Source organism: Rhodococcus sp. SB1D (assembly GCF_048573875.1).
Lineage (GTDB): Bacteria > Actinomycetota > Actinomycetes > Mycobacteriales > Mycobacteriaceae > Rhodococcus_F > Rhodococcus_F qingshengii.
Window position 1 is genome coordinate 251,556 of record NZ_JBMAIQ010000001.1, and the last position, 18,419, is coordinate 269,974.

General features: G+C 64.0%; 22 protein-coding genes. 10 read left to right on the forward strand and 12 right to left on the reverse strand.

Annotated features, from left to right (window positions below; translation table 11 throughout):
- Positions 1 to 118: 118 nt before the first annotated feature.
- Positions 119 to 1,360, forward strand: coding sequence for a fatty acid desaturase family protein (locus tag ACN50D_RS01180; protein ID WP_003940700.1), 1,242 nt, complete (start codon positions 119 to 121; stop codon positions 1,358 to 1,360).
- A 98-nt stretch (positions 1,361 to 1,458) separates the two neighbouring features.
- On the opposite strand, the gene rsgA is transcribed toward ACN50D_RS01180, so the two are convergent.
- Both rsgA and aroA read right to left on the reverse strand, forming a co-directional pair.
- The gene (rsgA, locus tag ACN50D_RS01185) at positions 1,459 to 2,496 is read right to left on the reverse strand and encodes a ribosome small subunit-dependent GTPase A (protein WP_007731200.1); all 1,038 of its coding nucleotides are present in this window, start codon (positions 2,494 to 2,496) and stop codon (positions 1,459 to 1,461) included.
- Complete coding sequence (gene aroA, locus ACN50D_RS01190) at positions 2,445 to 3,758, reverse strand: 3-phosphoshikimate 1-carboxyvinyltransferase (protein WP_007731201.1); 1,314 nt, start codon at positions 3,756 to 3,758, stop codon at positions 2,445 to 2,447. Before aroA ends, rsgA begins: the two co-directional genes overlap by 52 nt.
- Before the next feature lie 49 nt (positions 3,759 to 3,807).
- Here aroA and ACN50D_RS01195 point away from each other — a divergent pair, with 49 nt between their 5' ends.
- Positions 3,808 to 4,560: an SOS response-associated peptidase gene (locus ACN50D_RS01195; protein ID WP_007731203.1), complete on the forward strand. Its 753-nt coding sequence runs from the start codon at positions 3,808 to 3,810 to the stop codon at positions 4,558 to 4,560.
- Positions 4,561 to 4,563: 3 nt separating this feature from the next.
- Here the strand turns inward: ACN50D_RS01195 and ACN50D_RS01200 are convergent, their stop codons facing one another.
- The gene (locus ACN50D_RS01200) at positions 4,564 to 5,277 is read right to left on the reverse strand and encodes an SIMPL domain-containing protein (RefSeq protein WP_030535006.1); all 714 of its coding nucleotides are present in this window, start codon (positions 5,275 to 5,277) and stop codon (positions 4,564 to 4,566) included.
- 24 nt (positions 5,278 to 5,301) lie between these two features.
- A complete protein-coding gene (gene ybaK / locus ACN50D_RS01205) occupies positions 5,302 to 5,796 on the reverse strand; it encodes a Cys-tRNA(Pro) deacylase (RefSeq protein ID WP_065455782.1) in 495 nt (164 codons plus the stop codon).
- A 207-nt stretch (positions 5,797 to 6,003) separates the two neighbouring features.
- On the opposite strand from ybaK, the gene ACN50D_RS01210 reads away from it, so the two are divergent.
- Both ACN50D_RS01210 and rsrA read left to right on the forward strand, forming a co-directional pair.
- On the forward strand, positions 6,004 to 6,702 hold the full coding sequence (locus ACN50D_RS01210; protein WP_042922166.1) for a sigma-70 family RNA polymerase sigma factor: 699 nt from the start codon (positions 6,004 to 6,006) through the stop codon (positions 6,700 to 6,702).
- The gene (gene rsrA / locus ACN50D_RS01215; protein WP_003940722.1) at positions 6,699 to 6,980 is read left to right on the forward strand and encodes a mycothiol system anti-sigma-R factor; all 282 of its coding nucleotides are present in this window, start codon (positions 6,699 to 6,701) and stop codon (positions 6,978 to 6,980) included. Before ACN50D_RS01210 ends, rsrA begins: the two co-directional genes overlap by 4 nt.
- A 102-nt stretch (positions 6,981 to 7,082) precedes the next feature.
- On the opposite strand, the gene ACN50D_RS01220 is transcribed toward rsrA, so the two are convergent.
- The gene (locus tag ACN50D_RS01220) at positions 7,083 to 7,157 is read right to left on the reverse strand and encodes a 50S ribosomal protein bL37 (protein ID WP_022597109.1); all 75 of its coding nucleotides are present in this window, start codon (positions 7,155 to 7,157) and stop codon (positions 7,083 to 7,085) included.
- A 136-nt stretch (positions 7,158 to 7,293) separates the two neighbouring features.
- Between ACN50D_RS01220 and ACN50D_RS01225 the strand changes: the two genes are divergently transcribed.
- Both ACN50D_RS01225 and ACN50D_RS01230 read left to right on the forward strand, forming a co-directional pair.
- Positions 7,294 to 7,509: a biotin/lipoyl-binding carrier protein gene (locus tag ACN50D_RS01225; protein WP_007731208.1), complete on the forward strand. Its 216-nt coding sequence runs from the start codon at positions 7,294 to 7,296 to the stop codon at positions 7,507 to 7,509.
- An 8-nt stretch (positions 7,510 to 7,517) separates the two neighbouring features.
- Positions 7,518 to 9,020, forward strand: a complete 1,503-nt coding sequence (locus tag ACN50D_RS01230; protein WP_003940890.1) for a sensor histidine kinase — start codon at positions 7,518 to 7,520, stop codon at positions 9,018 to 9,020.
- A 119-nt stretch (positions 9,021 to 9,139) separates the two neighbouring features.
- Here ACN50D_RS01230 and ACN50D_RS01235 read toward each other — a convergent pair whose 3' ends face one another.
- Positions 9,140 to 9,394: a WhiB family transcriptional regulator gene (locus ACN50D_RS01235; RefSeq protein ID WP_003940950.1), complete on the reverse strand. Its 255-nt coding sequence runs from the start codon at positions 9,392 to 9,394 to the stop codon at positions 9,140 to 9,142.
- A 255-nt stretch (positions 9,395 to 9,649) separates the two neighbouring features.
- On the reverse strand, positions 9,650 to 10,606 hold the full coding sequence (locus ACN50D_RS01240) for a diacylglycerol/lipid kinase family protein (RefSeq protein WP_007731209.1): 957 nt from the start codon (positions 10,604 to 10,606) through the stop codon (positions 9,650 to 9,652).
- A gap of 41 nt (positions 10,607 to 10,647) precedes the next feature.
- On the opposite strand from ACN50D_RS01240, the gene ACN50D_RS01245 reads away from it, so the two are divergent.
- A complete protein-coding gene (locus ACN50D_RS01245) occupies positions 10,648 to 11,118 on the forward strand; it encodes a hypothetical protein (RefSeq protein ID WP_054828206.1) in 471 nt (156 codons plus the stop codon).
- A gap of 42 nt (positions 11,119 to 11,160) precedes the next feature.
- Here the strand turns inward: ACN50D_RS01245 and ACN50D_RS01250 are convergent, their stop codons facing one another.
- Together ACN50D_RS01250 and ACN50D_RS01255 are read right to left on the reverse strand one after the other, a co-directional pair.
- Complete coding sequence (locus ACN50D_RS01250) at positions 11,161 to 11,640, reverse strand: GNAT family N-acetyltransferase (protein WP_003940724.1); 480 nt, start codon at positions 11,638 to 11,640, stop codon at positions 11,161 to 11,163.
- 17 nt (positions 11,641 to 11,657) lie between these two features.
- Positions 11,658 to 12,281, reverse strand: coding sequence for an acid phosphatase (locus ACN50D_RS01255; protein ID WP_080552758.1), 624 nt, complete (start codon positions 12,279 to 12,281; stop codon positions 11,658 to 11,660).
- 71 nt (positions 12,282 to 12,352) lie between these two features.
- On the opposite strand from ACN50D_RS01255, the gene ACN50D_RS01260 reads away from it, so the two are divergent.
- Positions 12,353 to 13,150 carry a ParA family protein gene (locus tag ACN50D_RS01260; RefSeq protein ID WP_003940948.1) on the forward strand — a complete coding sequence of 266 codons (798 nt, stop codon included), beginning with the start codon at positions 12,353 to 12,355 and terminating at the stop codon, positions 13,148 to 13,150.
- Between the two features lie 15 nt (positions 13,151 to 13,165).
- Here the strand turns inward: ACN50D_RS01260 and ACN50D_RS01265 are convergent, their stop codons facing one another.
- The gene (locus ACN50D_RS01265) at positions 13,166 to 14,368 is read right to left on the reverse strand and encodes a PQQ-binding-like beta-propeller repeat protein (protein ID WP_047271684.1); all 1,203 of its coding nucleotides are present in this window, start codon (positions 14,366 to 14,368) and stop codon (positions 13,166 to 13,168) included.
- Between the two features lie 9 nt (positions 14,369 to 14,377).
- On the reverse strand, positions 14,378 to 15,982 hold the full coding sequence (locus tag ACN50D_RS01270) for a DEAD/DEAH box helicase (RefSeq protein ID WP_075832864.1): 1,605 nt from the start codon (positions 15,980 to 15,982) through the stop codon (positions 14,378 to 14,380).
- A gap of 377 nt (positions 15,983 to 16,359) precedes the next feature.
- Here ACN50D_RS01270 and ACN50D_RS01275 point away from each other — a divergent pair, with 377 nt between their 5' ends.
- Positions 16,360 to 17,055, forward strand: a complete 696-nt coding sequence (locus tag ACN50D_RS01275) for a ferritin-like fold-containing protein (protein ID WP_029255047.1) — start codon at positions 16,360 to 16,362, stop codon at positions 17,053 to 17,055.
- A gap of 107 nt (positions 17,056 to 17,162) precedes the next feature.
- Complete coding sequence (locus ACN50D_RS01280; RefSeq protein WP_003942312.1) at positions 17,163 to 17,393, forward strand: DUF3107 domain-containing protein; 231 nt, start codon at positions 17,163 to 17,165, stop codon at positions 17,391 to 17,393.
- Between the two features lie 69 nt (positions 17,394 to 17,462).
- On the opposite strand, the gene ACN50D_RS01285 is transcribed toward ACN50D_RS01280, so the two are convergent.
- Positions 17,463 to 18,134, reverse strand: a complete 672-nt coding sequence (locus ACN50D_RS01285; RefSeq protein ID WP_003942309.1) for a TetR/AcrR family transcriptional regulator — start codon at positions 18,132 to 18,134, stop codon at positions 17,463 to 17,465.
- Between the last annotated feature and the right edge of the window lie 285 nt (positions 18,135 to 18,419).

Below are 18,419 nucleotides of genomic sequence, written 5' to 3' on the forward strand. Positions count from 1 at the left end.
ACCTAACCTACGGTGCCGTAAGTTACGCTACAGTAGGTGCAGTTGATCTGAACGATTCGAATCGAGAATCGTTCTGCACTTACTACTTTGCGCCTAACTCACTGCTAGGAGGCTTTCCATGGCGATTGCAGATGTCAAGGAATACGCACATCTCACGGACGCCGACATCGAGGCGCTCGGCCGCGAACTCGACGCGATTCGTCGCGACATCGAGGAGTCGCGCGGCGAGAAGGATGCGCGATACGTGCGCAACGTCATTCGTCTGCAGCGTTCGCTCGAAATCGGCGGCCGCGCAGTGCTTTTCGCCAGCCGTCGTCGTCCGGCGTGGCTCGCCGGAGTTGGCCTGCTGACGCTCTCGAAGATCATCGAGAACATGGAACTCGGGCACAACGTGATGCACGGGCAGTGGGACTGGATGAACGACCCGGAGATCCACTCCACCTCGTGGGAGTGGGACGTCACCGGCCCGTCTGCGCACTGGAAGCAGACCCACAACTACCTGCATCACAAGTACACCAACGTCCTCGGAATGGACGACGACGTCGGATACGGACTCCTCCGCGTCACCCGCGATCAGCGCTGGAAGCCCTTCAACGCCGGCAACCTGGTCTACAACACGCTGCTCGCGCTGTTCTTCGAGTACGGCATCGCCGCACAGCACCTCGAGCTCGGCAAGGTGGCCAAGGGCCGCGCCGACAAGGAAGAGACGCAGCGCAAGCTCCGTGAGGTCGGCGAGAAGATCGGCAAGCAGGTCCTGCGCGACTACGTCATCTACCCGGCCATCACCGGCCCGGCGTGGAAGAGCACGTTGTCGGCCAACTTCACCGCCAACACTCTGCGGAACGTGTGGACCAACGCGGTCATCTTCTGCGGCCACTTCCCGGACGGTGCCGAGAAGTTCACCAAGGAAGACATCGACAAGGAAACGCAGGCTCAGTGGTACCTGCGTCAGATGCTCGGCAGCGCCAACATCGAGGGCAGCGCGCTCATGGACTTCATGACGGGCAACCTGAGCTACCAGATCGAGCACCACCTGTTCCCCGATCTGCCCAGCAACCGCTACAAGGACATCGCGGTCACGGTGCGTCAGCTCGCGGACAAGTACGACTTGCCGTACACGACGGGCCCGCTTGCCGTGCAGTACGCCAAGTCCTGGCGCACCATCGCCAAGCTGTCGCTGCCCAACAAGTACCTCAAGGACACCGTCGACAATGCGCCCGAGACGGCGTCGGAGCGGATGTTCGACGGCGAACTGACCTCGACTGTCGATCCCGTGACCGGGCGTCGCAGTGGCCTCAAGAGCGCCATCGCACGTAAGCGCAAGAGCGGAAAGCTGCGCAGCCTCCTCGGCCTGCGCTGATCGTCGACTGCGCTGACCGTAGACAGCAAGCGGCCCGACACCATTCGATGGTGTCGGGCCGCTTTGCTGTTCTCGCCCGGAACGTCGCTCGGGGGCGCTCAGTACTGATCGTTGGACTTGATCGCTTCCAGCAGTTGTCGCACAGCGACGACGCGTCGAGCTGATTTGCCCTCCAGTAGGTCGAGCTTGCATTCGGGATCTGCCGGCGGTCCGAGGTGCGTGCATCCGCGCGGGCAATCCTCGATCGCCGCAGCGAGATCCGAGAACGCCGCCACCACGTTCTCGGGCGAGATGTGCGCCAGACCGAACGAACGGATGCCCGGGGTGTCGATCACCCAGCCGCCACCGGCGAGCGGGAGTGCCACCGATTGCGTCGACGTGTGCCGGCCCTTGCCGACGCCGGATACGATGCCGACCGCTCGATTGGCATCGGGGACAAGGCGATTGACCAATGTCGACTTTCCGACGCCGGAATGTCCGATCAGGGCGGTCAACTTGTGCTCGAGGATCTGCGTCAGTTCGTCCAGGGGATCGTCGCGACCGGCGACGACCACTTGGATGTCGAGGTCGGCGAACGTGCTCGCGAATTCCTCCGGCGGTTCGAGGTCGCTCTTGGTCAGGCAGACGATCGGCGTCAGGCCACCCACGTAGGCGGCGACCAGTGCGCGCTCGACGAAGCCGGTGCGCGGTGGGGGATCGGCGAGTGCCACGACGATGAGAAGCTGCTCCGCGTTCGCGACGACGATGCGTTCGAAGGGATCGGTGTCGTCGGCGGTCCGTCGCAGAACCGTCGAACGCTCGGAGACCCGGACAATGCGCGCCAGGGTGTCGGTTTTGCCCGACAGATCGCCGACTATGTCCACCTGATCGCCGACGACGATGGGGGTTCGGCCAAGTTCGCGGGCGCGCATCGTGACGATCAGCCGGTCGGGATCGCCGCCGAGGACGCAACCCCAACGGCCACGATCCTTCGACACCACCATCCCCGATTCGGCCGAGAGATGTTCGGGCCGAGTCTTCGTACGGGGGCGGGATCCGCGCCCGGGGCGTACCCGGACGTCGGACTCGTCGTACTGCCGCGGACTCAGAAGCTTGCCTTCGGTGTCGCCGGCGAACTCTCGAGCATGTCGATCCACATGTTCTCGAAGCCCGGCAGTGTCTTGGCTGTGGTTCCGACATCGTCGACCTCGACACCGTCGACGACCAGGCCGATGATGGCGCCGGCTGTTGCCATGCGGTGGTCGGCATACGAGAGCCATTGTCCGCCATGGAGTTCCGCGGGAACGATCGTCAGGCCGTCATCGGTTTCGGTGACGGAGCCGCCGAGTTTGTTGATCTCGTCGGCGAGGGCGGCGAGACGGTCTGTCTCGTGCCCGCGCAGGTGCGCGATTCCTCGTAGATGCGAGGTGCCCTCGGCGAGAGCGGCCAGGGCCGCCACGGTGGGGGTCAGCTCTCCCACGTCGTGGAGGTCGATGTCGATGCCGCGCAGTTTCTCCGGGCCGCGGACGGTCAGGACACCATCGGCGAGAGTGACGTCGGCTCCCATCGAGGCGAGGATCCCGCGGATCGCGTCGCCGGGTTGCGTCGTCGACGACGGCCACAACGGCACGCTGACGGTTCCGCCGGTCACTGCGGCAGCGGCCAGGAACGGTGTGGCGTTGGAGAGATCGGGTTCGATCGCCCAGTCCACGGCGCGCACCGGCCCCGGTGCCACACGCCAGGTGTCCGCGTCACCGCCCGTGGCTGGCGTCGTCACGGAAACTCCGGCCTCGCGGAGCATCTCGACGGTCATGTCGATGTGTGGCATGGACGGGACGGGCTTGCCGTCGTGGTGAACGGTGACACCCTCTTCGAACGCAGCAGCCGAGAGCAGGAGACCGGAGACGAACTGCGACGAACCGGATGCGTCGATGGTGACCGTCCCGCCGCGTAGGGATCCGGTTCCGGTGACGGTGAACGGGAGTGCGTCACCCTCGATCCGAGCGCCGAGACCGCGCAGTGCTTCCAAGATGGTGCCGAGCGGTCGTGTGCGTGCTTGCTCGTCGCCGTCGAAGTGGACGATGCCGTCGGCCATCGCGGCGAGTGGCGGCAGGAAGCGCATCACGGTGCCGGCCAGGCCGCAGTCGACCTCGCCGCCGCGCAGGGGTCCAGGGGTGACGCGAAGCGTGGTCGCATCACCGGCTTCCTCGACGCCGATGCCGAGGTCACGCAGAGCTGCGATCATCAGGTCGGCGTCACGGCTGCGGAGTGCACCGGTGATCGTGGACGGGCCATCCGCAAGTGCGGCCAGAATCAGAGCTCGATTGGTGATGGACTTGGATCCGGGCAGCGTCACCACTGCATCGACGGGTGCTTGGGCCCTCGGGGCGCTCCACAGACTCAGACTCACATGGTCCATCTTCTCTCATCGGTGGGGGAATGGTCGAAACCGTGCCACCCTGGGTGTCATGTGCGGAAGGTATGCGACCACAGCGGACCCGGCCACCCTGGCGGTGGAACTCGACGCGCTCGACGAGACCGACCACTCGGCGCCCGTCGAAGCCGATTACAACGTGGCCCCCACGACCGAGGTGTTGACCGTCGTCGAACGCCACGATCGGGAGAACCCCGACAGCGATCCGGCCAAGAGGATCCGGCGGATGCGGTGGGGATTGGTGCCGTCGTGGACCAAGGAACTGGGCAAAGGTCCGGTCCTGTTCAACGCCCGCGCCGACTCGCTGGCGGAGAAGCCGGCGTTTCGGACCGCCTTCAAGTTCAAGCGTTGCCTGGTCCCCATGGACGGGTGGTACGAGTGGCAGACCGAGGCCACCGGGGGGAAAAAGGCAGCGAAGATTCCTTACTACATGCACCCCGACGACGGATCACGGCTGTTCATGGCGGGCGTGTGGTCTGCCTGGCGGGACCCGAGGGTCGAGAACGCGAGCCCCGTCCTGAGCTGCTCGATCGTCACGGTCGACTCTCTCGGTCACCTCGAGCAGGTTCACGACCGCATGCCCCTCGCCCTGCCTCGTGACCGCTGGGAGGCGTGGCTCGATCCCGACAACACCGTCGATTCGGCCCTGCTCGAGCCGGTACCGGACCTCTTCGAGCGGATCGACGTCGATCGAGTCCGGCCGCTGGTCAACAGTGTCAAGAACAACGGGCACGAGTTGATCGAGCCGGACGTCGACCGTGCCGGCGAGCAGATCAGCCTGCTCTAGCAGTCAGCCGAGAGCCCAGGTGACGGTCACTTCGAACGAGACCTGCTGGGTTCCCGGGGCGAGAACCATGTCGGACATCGAGGCGTCGGGAGCGCGCATGGTCTGACCGCCACTCGTGTCGTGTGCCTCGGTGATGGTCACGACGTTTTCGAGCGACGTCCCGGACAGATCCGCGTACTGCTCGGCACGGTTCTTCGCGTCCTCGAAGGCACGGGTGCGAGCGTCGGCCAGAAGCTGAGAGTCGTCGTCGATGGCGAAGGCGACGTTACCGAGCCGTGCCGCGTTTCCGCCCGCCGCGATGCCGGCGTCCAGGACAGAAGAGGCCTTGTCGAGATCGCGGACGACGATTCGTACCGAGTTGGTCGCCCGGTAGCCGGTCACGTTGCCGCCGACGAACGGTCCGCCGCTGGCGTCGTACTGCGGCTGGACGGACAGATCGCTTGTCTGCACGTCCTCGGGGGCAACCCCGGCGGCGACTATCGCGTCGATCATCTGACGGGCCTTGTCATTCGCCTCCGAGACTGCTCCCGATACATCCGGGGCAACCACCTCGATGCCGATGTCGGCATTGAGGATGTCCGGCGCCCCGCGGACCTGCCCTGATCCGACTACCGTGACTTCCTTGGCGGCATTGTCCGAACTCCCGCAGGCCGTCAGCGAGACGGTGAGAGCTGCCGTCGCAGCGGTCAGTGCAAGAGTTTTCAGGTGTGGTCGCATGGTGAGACCGTAGCGACCGGATACTCAGCCCGCCGTGATTTGCGCCGTGACCGCGCCACTGAGCTGCGCGAGGTCCGTCGGAGCCAGCTCGATTTCGAGCCCGCGTCGGCCGGCGCTGCAGAGAATGCGGTCCCAGTCGAGCGCCGACGCATCGATCACTGTCGGCAGTTTCTTGCGCTGGCCGAGCGGTGAGATACCGCCGAAGACGTAGCCGCTCGAGCGCTCGGCTTCGGCGCGATCGGCCATGACGGCTTTGCTCGCACCGAGGGCAGCGGCTGCTGCCTTGAGCGAGAGCTTGTCCGGGACCGGCAGGACCGCGACGGCGAGCTTGCCGGTGTCGAGTTTGACGACCAAGGTCTTGAAGATCTGGGCAGCCACGACACCTGTCGACTCTGCCAGTGCAGTGACCGCCTCGTCGCCGAAAGATTCGGCGCGAGGATCGTGGTCGTAGCTGTGGACGCGGTGCGGTGTCTTCGACTTGTCGAGAAGTACGGTCGCAGGGGTCGCTGTTCCGGCCATGTCGAACACCCTATGCGGATCGCCGACAGGTGCATTCGACCAGGCCGGGAACAGAGTCGCTGACTCCCGTGTTGGTACCAGTTGATGAAACTTGTCCCGAGAAGCGAAGGAGCGACCGTGCTGGCTGTGTGTGAGCCACCACCGGCCCGTGGGTCGGATCTTCAGTTGGCGGTAACCTTGATCCCTACGGCTAGTGAAGGGATCAGAGTGCTGGAACACGACCGGCCCAAGGACGAACCGTCAGGGGTAGCTGAACCTATCGACGGCGCAGTGTCCGAAACGCCCGAAACTGCGGATGAGTTGATTGCCCGGTTCGAGCGCGACGCGCTCCCGCTGCTCGACCAGTTGTACGGCGCTGCCCTGCGCATGACGCGGAATCCCGCTGATGCCGAGGATCTCGTGCAGGAGACGTACGTCAAGGCGTACACCGCTTTCCGTTCGTTCCGTGCCGGTACCAACCTGAAAGCCTGGCTGTACCGGATTCTCACGAACACCTACATCAACTCGTACCGCAAGAAGCAGCGCCAACCCGCGCAGTATCCGACGGACGAGATCACCGACTGGCAGTTGGCCGCCACCGCCGAGCACACTTCGACGGGGCTGCGATCGGCCGAGGTGGAGGCGCTCGACGCGTTGCCTGACGACGACATCAAGGCGGCGCTGCAGTCGCTTCCCGAGGAATTCCGTATGGCCGTGTACTACGCCGATGTCGAAGGATTCCCGTACAAGGAGATCGCGGAGATCATGGGCACACCCATCGGAACGGTGATGTCGCGACTGCACCGTGGTCGCAAGCAATTGCGTGGTCTTTTGGCCGATGTCGCAAAAGACCGCGGATTCAATCGGGACGGCGCGGTCGACACAGCCACAGTCGCAGCCACCGAGACGGAAGGTGTCACACGATGAGTGAGCAGGACGAATTCGAAAGGCTCGACTGCTCGGCAGTCATCGCCGACGTCTGGTTGATGCTCGACGGTGAATGCGACGATTCAAGTCGTGCTCGCCTGCAGCGTCATATCGACGATTGTGGATCGTGCCTCGAGGCCTACGGGATCGAAGAGAAGGTCAAGAGCCTGATCAACCGTAAGTGCGGCGGAGACCATGCGCCGGAAAGCCTGCGTCAGAGGCTCACCGTCGAGTTGCGTCGGACCATCGTCATAACGACTACCGAAACCGACAGCTAGCCCGTCAGCGAAGATCTGAGCGGCAGCAGTCGGAAGGCAGTAACGCCGAGGGGCGGGGAAGCAATGCTTCCCCGCCCCTCGGACGTTTTGTTGCGCTACATGTCAGGCGTTTGGACGCTTGCCATGGTTAGCGGCGTTGCCCTTACGGCTGCGCTTCTTACGACCACGCTTACCCATGATTGGTCTCCCTTCTGTTTCTTTCGCGTCATTGTTTCACGCCGATGCCGGTGTGGTTCCATTGGCAGGTCGATCGAGTGATCCGTCGACGTATTTTCGTGGTCAGAGTGCAGTTCCGACAGAAGTGAGGTTCACGATGGCAGAAGACGTGCGCGCCGAGATGGTTTCGACGGTCTACCAGGTCGTCGTGAGCGAGGGAGACGTCGTTGCGGACGGCGACACCCTGGTCATCCTCGAATCCATGAAGATGGAGATTCCCGTCCTGGCCGAGGTTCCGGGAACGGTGACGACGGTGGGCGTCAAGGTCGGCGACGTGATTCAGCAAGGCGATCTGATCGCCGTGATCTCCTAAGCCGGACGATGTCCACTCTCAGCGACCTCCTCGCCGAACACACCGACCTTCCCGGTGCGGCGGTCGACCATCTCCAGCGCGTCGTGGGGGAGTGGCAACTGCTCGCCGACCTCTCCTTTGCCGACGTTCTCTTGTGGGTGGGCACCGAATCGGAGAAGAACCGATCCGAGGGGACGGTCATCTGCGTCGCGCATTGCCGGCCGACAACGGCATCGACGGCTTTTCCGGAGGACGCGGTCGGCACGGTCGTTTCCGAGTCCGAGCACCCGCAGGTTCTTCGCGCTCTCGTGGAGGGCCGCGTCGTGCGCGGGGAAGACGAGACGTGGCGTGAAGGAATGCCGCCGCGTCGGGAAGCCGTTCCGGTGCGTCTGGACGGGCGAGTCATCGCGGTTCTGAGCCGCGACACCAACTTGTCGCACCAGCGAGCGCAGAGTCCGCTCGAACTCGCGTATCTCGATTGCGCCGAAGACCTGTGTCAGATGATCAGCGACGGAACCTTCCCGATCCGAGAATCGCGCTCCGACACTAACTCGAGCCCACGCGCGGGCGACGGCTTCATCCGTCTCGATACCGAAGGCACAGTCGTCTATGCCAGCCCGAACGCGCTCTCGGCCTATCACCGGATGGGTCTGAGTTCGGATCTGGTGGGTCAAGACCTCGCAGCGCTGACCCGTTCGTTGGTCACCGACCCGTTCGAGTCTCAGGAAGCTGCGGGATACATCCGAGATACGTTGGCGGACAAGCCCGGTCGCCGTATGGAGATCGAGGCGCGCGGGGCGACCGTTCTGCTGCGGGCCCTGGTTCTCAAGCCTGGCGGCCGGCATGTCGGTGCTGCGGTCGTCGTCCGCGACGTCACCGAGGTCAAGCGTCGTGATCGCGCTCTGCTGAGCAAGGACGCAACCATCCGCGAGATTCACCATCGAGTGAAGAACAATCTGCAAACCGTCGCGGCGCTTCTGCGTCTACAGGCCAGGCGAACCGGCAACGACGAAGCGCGACAAGCGTTGACAGAGTCGGTGAGACGCGTGACGTCCATCGCCCTCGTTCACGACACCTTGTCGATGTCGGTGGACGAAGAGGTGGATCTCGACGAGGTGATCGACCGGTTGGTTCCCATGCTCTCCGATGTCGCGGGAGTAGGTGTGCCGGTGACGATTCGGCGTGAGGGCAGTTTCGGAGTGTTCTCCGCCGAGCGCGCCACCCCGCTGGTCATGGTGCTGACGGAGTTGGTGCAGAACGCGATCGAGCACGCTTTCGATCCGGGTGTGACCGGCACGGTCACACTCAGTGCCGAGCGTTCTGCACGCTGGTTGGACGTGATCATCCACGACAACGGGCGCGGACTGCCGGAGAACTTCGACCTCGAGAAGTCCGATCGGCTCGGACTCCAGATCGTGCGGACTCTGCTGGGCGCCGAACTCGGTGGCTCGCTCGGACTGCACCCGGGAAGCGGAGGCGGTACCGACGCGGTTCTGCGTGTGCCGCTCGGTAGACGTTCTGCGCGTTACTGATTCGAGCCGCGTTAGCGATTCGAGCAGACAAAAAGCCCGGCACCATGTGGTGCCGGGCTGTCGTCTTCGACTGTGCAGAGGGGCTGTTCTCCGCCGCGAGTCGAACGTCTCGGTTCTACCTAGACGGAAGTGCGTGCACGGGTACGTGCGTTACGACGCTTGAGTGCGCGACGCTCGTCTTCGCTCATTCCGCCCCAGACGCCTGCATCCTGGCCGGACTCGAGAGCCCACGACAGGCACTCGGCGGTGACGGGGCAGCGGTTGCAGACAACCTTGGCATCAGCGATCTGAGCGAGGGCCGGTCCGCTGTTTCCCACGGGGAAGAACAGTTCGGGATCCTCGTCGCGACAGATTGCGTTGTGGCGCCAGTCCATCTTTTTTCGCTCCTTAATTGGGTGTGTATTCACACCATTTGGTACCAATGAGTTTGTGTGTGCGTCATCAATGTTTCCGCACTGTTACTTGTGAATGCTTTCACGAACTCGCGGTATGTCAATAGGTTTGAACGGGTTCGTGGGCCAACTCACTAATTTGTGACACACCTGACGGCCACCTGGGCGTCACCGGCATTTTACCCGATTTCGACCTTTTGGCACCAGAGTTTTTGCAGGTCAAACGTGTTGCCTGACTCACGTCGTAATCGGTGCGAACACTTCCAGCGCATCCGGGACCGAGGTGAATTCGACCTTTTCACGAAGTCCGATGTAGTCGCCGTCCATCTGCAGTCCGATCGGTCGCGACGATTCGATGGTGATTGTCGGGACGTCGTCGGTGCGTAAGAGGACCTTCGATTTCGGCTCCGCGCCGCGTGCGAGTAGTTGCCGCACAACCCGCAGGGACGGCAGAACTTTGGTGCTCGTCATGGCGAAGATGCCGAGTCCACTGTCGAAGGTCGTTCCCGGATTGGTGTGGACGGGACGCTCTTCCAGATATGTCCACGGGCTCGAGTTCGAGACGAATGCGTAGTGGACTCCGGAGACGGGATCCTGATCGGGAAGGTGGACGGTCAGCGCTGGTTCGGCTCGCTTGGCACGGAAGAACGCCGCGATCGCGGTTCGGACATACCGGGCGGGTGTGGCGGCGTCACCGTTCTTACGGCTGGCGTCGACGGCCTCGCACACATCGGCGTCGAGGCCCATTCCGGCGTTGAACGTGAACCAACGGTTGTCGCAGTGTGCGAGCCCGATTCGGCGCCTGGTCCGTTCGGAGAGGAGGTCGACGAGTTGGTTCGTGGCGTCGATCGGGTCGGCGGCAATACCGAGTGAGCGCGCGAAAACGTTTGCCGAGCCTCCCGGGACGACAGCGATCGTCGGGATCGGACCGACCGGAACCGATTTCATCGACGCGGGATGCGGTGACCCGAGCAGTCCGTTGACCACTTCGTTGACCGTTCCGTCGCCGCCGTGGACGATCACCGAGCCGAAGCCGTCTTCGTGGGCTTCGCGCGCCAGTTCGGCGGCATGACCCCGATGTGTGGTGTGCGCCACAGTAAGTCGCACCCGACTCTCGAGGGCGTGTGCCAACAGGTCACGACCGGCAGCGGTGGTGGAGGTGGCATTGGGGTTGACGATCAGCAGTGCGCGCACGGGGCATGAGCCTATCCGGTGTCGTGTTCTAGGCTGGCCTCGTGCCGAATACCGCCAGTCCGAACGCCCTGCCCAAGACAGTCACATGGGCAGGTGCCCTCGTGACGCTTCAAGGGCTGGTTGCCGCCGGGTTCGCGATCGTCGCAGTGATTCGCGGTGCAACCGGCCACGATCAGAGCGTCACCAACGGATACGGATTTGCCGCGTGGGTCGCGATCCTCGGCGGCGCGGTGTTGGCTGCCGGTATCGCTTTGCTGACGGGCCGCCGGTGGGGCCGGGCAATCGCCGTCGTCGCGCAGTTGCTGCTCCTGCCGGTCGCCTGGTCGCTCCTGACCGATTCGCATCAGGTGCCGCTCGGCATCGTTCTGGGTGTCGTCGTTCTCGGCGCTCTGGGCTGCCTGTTCTCGGCTCCGACGTCTCGATGGATGGCAGCGGAGTACGGAGCGTACGCAGACGAGGTGTCGCCGGAAGAGGGACGCGCGGACGAGACCGAAGAGCCGCGGGACAAGTAGGACGGAACGCCTACGCTGCTTCGGTCCTACTCAGCTTCCGCTCTACTCAGCTTCGGCGGCGAGAGCTCCGAGGTGAGTACCGGTCAGGCGATACGTGGTCCACTCCGTCTTCGCGTCGGCGCCGAGTGACTCGTAGAACTTGATCGAGGGGGTGTTCCAGTTGAGCACCGACCAGGACAGCCGGGTGTAGTCGTTGTCGGTGCACTCCTTGGCGAGTGCGGCCAGAAGAGCCTTCCCGTGGCCTGATCCGCGCTGACTGGGCTTGACGTAGAGGTCTTCTAGGTAGATGCCGTGAGCGCCGTCCCACGTCGAGAAATTGCGAAACCACAATGCCATGCCGACGACGTCGTCGGCCGAATTCACAGCGACGTGCGCGAAGGCCGTCGCGGCCGGCCCGAACAACGCCTCGCCGATCTGTTCCGCCTTCACGGTGCACTCGTCGAGGGCCTTCTGGTAGTCGGCCAACTCGTAGATCATGTCGGTGATCGGCTGGACGTCTGCGGGCGTGGCGCGTCGGATCATAGGGAGAATCTTAGGCCTCAAGCCTCGACGAGCGGCGGCACGTTGTGATGGACGAGGTGGGTGGCGCCGTGCTCGTAACCGAGAACCGAGTATGCGCCGGGGGACAAGGCGAAACGCTTTCCTTCCGTCACCGGGAGCTCGAGCCAGCGGGCGATGAGTGCGCGTGAGAAGTGGCCGTGCCCGATCAGGATCACGTCGCGTTCGGGTAGTTGCGAACGCACCATCGACAGCACCATGTCGGTGCGGGCGTGGATCTGATCGGCCTGCTCGCCGCCGGGGCACGGGTGCGTCCAGACGGTCCAATCGGGCACCGTTGCGCGGATCTCGGGCGTCGTGAGGCCTTCGTAGTCGCCGTAGTCCCATTCGGACAGTGCATCCCAGGTTCGCTCTTCCGGCAGGCCGGCGAGATCGCCCGTCAACTGTGCGCGCAGCCGCGGACTCGTCAGAATCATGGGGTTCCGGAGGTCGAGGGTTCGCAAGCGATTTCCGGTCGCGGTTGCCTGCATCTCGCCGAGCGGAGTCAGCGGAACCTCGGTCCGGCCCGTGTGTTTCCCGGTGCGTGCCCACTCGGTTTCACCGTGTCGCATGAGTACGACGCGAGCACCGAGGGGGATCGACGAGGGGGCGGACTGGGACGTCATGTCGACCATCATTGCAGGCTGCCTCGCGTGTGTAGCTCGCCTCCTGGCGCGAAGTGCGCAAGGATCTACGTGTGACGACGGTTCTCGCAGTGGCGAATCAAAAGGGCGGCGTGGCTAAAACCACCACCGTCGCTTCTCTCGGTGCGGCTTTGTCCGCGCTCGGACAACGAGTTCTGGTGGTGGATCTCGACCCGCAGGGCTGCCTGACGTTCTCGCTCGGACACAACCCGGATCGCCTCGAGCGTTCGGTCAACGAGGTCCTGGCGGGTGATCTCGACGCGGTCGACGCCGTGCTGAAGACGGACGACGGTATGGATCTCCTGCCGGCCACGATCGATCTCGCGGGCGCCGAAGCGCTGCTCCTGATGCGACCCGGTCGAGAGTTCGCGCTCAAGCGGGCGCTGTCTCCGCTCCTGGGCTCTTACGACGTCATCATCATCGACTGCCCACCGTCGTTGGGTGTGCTCACACTCAACGGATTGACTGCGGCGCAGTCGGTTCTGGTTCCACTGCAATGCGAAACCCTCGCACACCGCGGCGTCGGACAGCTGCTGCGTACGGTTCGTGAAGTCCAAGCCATCACCAACCCGGATCTTGTTCTGCTCGGCGCACTTCCGACTCTGTACGACGCTCGAACCACGCACAGTCGCGACGTGCTCGCCGACGTCAGCGACCGCTACTCCCTGGCCGTTCTGGCGCCTCCGATCCCACGCACCGTCAAGTTCGCCGAGGCGTCCGCGTCGGGTGCGACGGTCCTCGCCGGACGAAAGAACAAGGGCGCGGATGCCTATCGGGAACTCGCCGACAATCTCGTAAAGCATTGGGCTGGAAATGAAGTCGTGACTTTCGCGCCGGAACTGGCGCTCTGAGGAAGGCGAGAGCTTCTAGCGCAGCGCGAACAAGGTATCGCCGCGCTGTTCCAGAATCGTCTCGCCCGCACTGGCGAGCACGATCGGCGTCGTCGTCTCACCGCGGTCGACTGCGATCATGCGCTGCACCGCTCCGTCCGACGGACTGACGGCTGCAATGCCGCCCGGAACCGGGATGAGCATCTGACCGGCAACCATGCTTCCGGGTCCTGACGTTCCGTTGACGATCCACGTCGGAGCCAGGTCGCTCAGGCGCAGGTTGACGGTCTGCGAGCCGGTCCACCACGTGATCGAAGCCTTGTCGGCGTGGGTGCGGGCGCCTTCGGTCACCGTTCCCTCGATCGGATAGTCGACGATCGGATTGCCGGTTCCGTCGAAAATGGTGATGCGAGAAACGGTTCCGTTGGCTGCGGGGAGATAGACCGCCGTCTTTTCGCCGGCCACGGCAAGCAGGCGGGCGCCCTCGGAGTCGAGGAGAATCGCGGATCCGTACTCTTCGGGTTCCTGGGCGTCCTTGGGTGCGGGATTCATCACCGTCAACCTGTTGGAGGCTTCACCGGGGCAGCGTTCGAGTACCGAGACTCGGTTGGCGCTCGACGCAGCGTCGAGCAGCGTGCATCCGGTGCGGGGTTGCTTGTTGGGGTTGACCTTCGCGTCGACCCGGCCGTACTCGAGGGTTCGGACGAGGTCCGAGCGCCACAGCTCCATTCGCTCACTGCCGCGCGAAATCAGGTAGGTGCCGTCCGCTGAAAGGCTGACCGCAGAATCGGCGTCGCTGTTGCGCTGGTCCTTTCGGGCGCCGGTGTCGGCGACCAGCGACGTGACCTGAGAGCAACCGCGATCGTCCTGATAGACGCTGACGACGCGATCCCACGAACCGATCGCGCCGCACAGCGGAATGTTGCGCGCGTATCGCCATACTTCTTCGCCCGTTGCCGGATCGCGGCCGATCACCTCGGAGCCGTCGGCGGTGACGACGGCATTTCCGACGGTGATCGGTGCCGTCGAGTCGGCACTGGGAGATTCCCACGTCTGTTTCAGGATGTCGGGTAACAACACCGACGTCGACAGAGGTGGGAGTGGAGATTCAGCGGTGACCGAGGTGGTTCCGCGCGCATCACTGCGCAACCACACAACGGTCACCGCCACGATTACGGCCAGCGCGATTGCCAGCGCACCGATCACATCTGAGCGAGTACGCCTTTCGGGAGCCAGCACATCGGCAGCTTACTCTGCGGCGCCTGCCGTCGCGGAAGCCGCGGGGCGACGACGCCGACGGCGACGCGGCTTGGCCGCTCCGTCTTCGTCCGAGTTCTCGGCAGCGGTTGCCGCGGGTGCCGAAGGGGGAGCTGTGGTGGCGCCGGCGGTGGTGGACGTCGGCGCGTCAGTCGAAGCGCCGGCGCGGGTGCGGCGACGGGTCCGGTTGCGGCGGGGAGCGGCCTTCTCTTCGTTGCCGTCCGAGTCGGTCGACTTCGGCGCGTCCGCTTTGTCCGTTGCTGCTTTGTCCGTTGCTGCCTTCTCAGGGGCGGCCTTGGCCTTGCGAACAGTGCCCTTGGCATCGGCCGGAATGGACAACTCTTCGTAGAGGTGCGGCGAGCTGGAGTAGGTCTCGACCGGGTCGGGGATTCCGAGGCTCAGTGCCTTGTCGATGAGCTGCCAGCGAGGGATGTCGTCCCAGTCGACCAGCGTGACGGCGATGCCGGTGCGTCCGGCGCGGCCGGTACGACCGATGCGGTGGACGTAGGTCTTCTCGTCCTCGGGGCACTGGTAGTTGATGACGTGGGTGACGTCGTCGATGTCGATACCGCGGGCAGCGACGTCGGTGGCGACCAGAACGTCGACCTTGCCGTTACGGAAGCCCTTCAGCGCCTTTTCACGGGCGATCTGGCCGAGGTCACCGTGGACGGCACCGACGGAGAAGCCGCGCTCGGCGAGATCGTCGGCGACTTTCTGGGCTGTGCGCTTGGTGCGGGTGAAGATCATCGTCGCGCCGCGGCCTTCGGCCTGCAGAACACGGGCGACCATCTCGGCCTTGTCGAGCGCGTGTGCACGGTAGATGTGCTGGCTGGTGCGATCGTGCACCGCGGAGGATTCGGCCTCTTCGGCGCGGATGTGCGTCGGCTGCGTCAGGAAGGTGCGAGCCAGGGTGATGATCGGGCCGGGCATCGTCGCGGAGAAGAGCATCGTCTGACGCTTGTCGGGGACCATGCCCATGAGGCGTTCGATGTCGGGGAGGAATCCCAGGTCGAGCATTTCGTCGGCCTCGTCGAGGACGAGAACGCCCACCTTGCCCAGGATCAGGTGCGACTGGTTGGCGAGGTCGAGCAGGCGACCCGGGGTGCCGACGACAACGTCGACGCCCTTCTGGAGTGCCGAGATCTGCGCCTCGTACGGACGGCCGCCGTAGATGGGCAGAACCTGGAGACCGCGGTCGCCGACCCGGAGGTACTTGCTGGCGTTCTCGAGGTCGCGGGCGACCTGGATGCACAGCTCGCGGGTGGGAACGATGATCAGAGCGCGGGGCGTGCCGTCGAGAACAGCTGTGCCGTTCTCGGCGGTGACGATGCGATGCAGGAGCGGGACGCCGAAACCGAAGGTCTTGCCCATTCCGGTGCGGGCCTGACCGATGAGGTCGTCACCGGCGAGAGCCAACGGAAGGGTGAGTTCCTGGATGGCGAAGGTGCGCTCGATGCCGATCTCGTTCAGTGCGCGGACGATTTCGTCGCGGACACCGAGTTCGGCGAAGCTCGGGGGTACATGGGTGTCGTCGAGCTGGACGGAAACGGTGTTCTCGGTTGCTTCGTCTTCGTGGTCGACAGTGATCTTGCTCAGGGGACTAGCCTTTCCTCGTGGCGGTACGCACGCACAAGGTAAGGGGCCAGGCCGTAAGTCGGCCGATGTCGATGCCCTCTTTTTCTTCGGTCATGCCTACGCCTCAGCACTGAATTCCACTCGGACGAATTCGAACCGTCCGGAGATCTCGGCGAAGCGGGCGACAACCGTCGATGCAGGTGCGCGCACATTATCGGTGGGGTTCGTGTGAATACAGCCGTCCCGGCTAACCAAATGGCCCGGGGGAACTGGCGAACTCCCAAGACCATTGTAGCTGCACGTTGTCCGTCCCTCGCGATGACATGTCGAAGATCACCGAATCGGACATGCGGTCCTTGCCGGTCGCGTCGGCCGTCGAAGCACTACAGTTCGTAGTCATGGGCGCACACGATCTTGATGCTTCGACGGACGCTGGAACCGGAGGCCGAGTCGCTTCCGATCACCCTGGCGTGATCGATTTGTTTGCCGTTCTCGCGTATGGCGAGATTTCGGCGTTCTACCGTTTGGCGGAGGACGCACAAATGGCACCGGACCTGCGAGGCAAGGTGGCGTTCGCCAGCATGGCCGCCGCCGAGATGGACCACTTCGAGACTCTGGAAACGGCGTTGACGGAACGTGGCCACGAGATCTTCGCCGTCATGGACCCGTTCGTTCGAGCTCTCGACAACTACCACGCGTCGACGACACCGTCGACGTGGCTGGAATCGCTCGTGAAGGCGTACGTCGGCGACGGAATCGCTGCCGACTTCTATCGCGAGATCGGGCACTCCCTCCCGGCGGATGTCGCGGAAATCGTAGAGGACGTGCTGTCCCAGACGGGCCACTCGGAGTTCGTGGTGCTCGAGGTGAAGGCAGCAGTGGAGGCCAGTACTCGCGCCAAGGACCGGTTGATGCTCTGGGGACGCCGTCTTCTGGGCGAAGCAATCACGCAGGCGCAGTTCGTGCTGGCGCAGCGTGAGGATCTCACCGATCTGGTGATCTCCGCCTCCGGCGACCTCAACGGAGTTGTCGCGTTGTTCGACGGCATGCAGGCAAAGCATGCCGAGCGGATGGCGATTCTCGGACTCGTCTAGGTGCCTGTTCGCTCTGGGCACAGCGTGCAGAGGAGCGTGGGCGGTCGTTGCTGCATTAGCCTTGCGTCGACAACGGATGTAATTCACGAACAGTTCGGAGGTTGACCGTGGAGGTCAAGATCGGTGTAATCGACAGCCCGCGTGAGCTCATCGTCAACAGCGAACAGACCCCTGACGAGGTCGAGACACTGGTCGCGGCTGTCCTCGGTGGCCGCGAGCCGGTTCTGGCTCTCGTCGACGACAAGGGCCGCAAGTTCCTGGTGCAGGCTTCTCGTGTGGCGTACGTGGAGATCGGTCCGTCCGATATCCGCAAGGTCGGATTCGCGCCTACCGTCTGACGCGTAGCTGTAACAGCAGAATGGGCGGGCAGTCGTGAGACTGCCCGCCCATTCTCGTTCGGGTTCCGGTTACTTCGTTTCGGCTTGCAGCGGCACGTGTGAGAGACCGCCCCACGCGAGGGTCACGGTGATTTCCACGGCTTCTTCCTTCGGGATCGGCCGCGCGGCTTCGAGCCAGTACCGCGCAGTGAACTGGCTGGCACCGACTAGACCGACCGCAAGAATGCGCGCGCGGTACGGATCGAGTCCGGAATCCTGACTCACCAGGTCGAACACGGCGTCGACGCAGGCTTCGGTGGCTTGTTCGACGCGTGTCTGGACCTGTGGTTCGCCCATGATGTCGGACTCGAACACCAGGCGGAAGCCCTGGGAGTCGTTGTCGACGAAGTCGAAGAACGCCTGGACCGCGGCGCGGACACGCTGTTTGTTGTCCGTCGTCGATCGCAGGGCCTGGCGTACACCCGAGATGAGGCTGTCGACGTAACTCTGCAGGACTGCGACGTACAGTTCGAGTTTGCCTGGGAAATGTTGGTACAGAACTGGCTTGCTGACACCGGCACATTCGGCGATCTCGTCCATGCCGGCCGAGTGGTACCCGTTCGCAACGAATACCTCACTTGCAGCTGCGAGGAGCTGGAGGCGGCGCGCATCGCGGGGGAGGCGGGTGCTGCGACGTGTTCCGGCAGGCTTGCCAGCCGTTGTACCGCGATCGGAGTCAGTCCGATCCGCGAGTTCTGTCATGTCGCTTCCAATCTGAGCAAAAGTAATTCGGTCGGCGCGCGGATCCGCGAGTCGCGTGTGCGTACCCGCCAGTATCCTCCGTCACACCGGTCGTAGCCGAATGAACGATACCGTGTGTCGCCCGGGCGAGTCGCGCGTGCCTCGGTGAGCGAGACCAGCGGTCTTTCTCGTTACAGGACGGGCTGCCATGACACGCCAGGACCAGCAAGTTTCGGTCAGCCCGGGCGAGCGACTTGCCGTGTGTGAGATTCTGGACGACGTGACTGACCCAGGGGGACCGCGCAT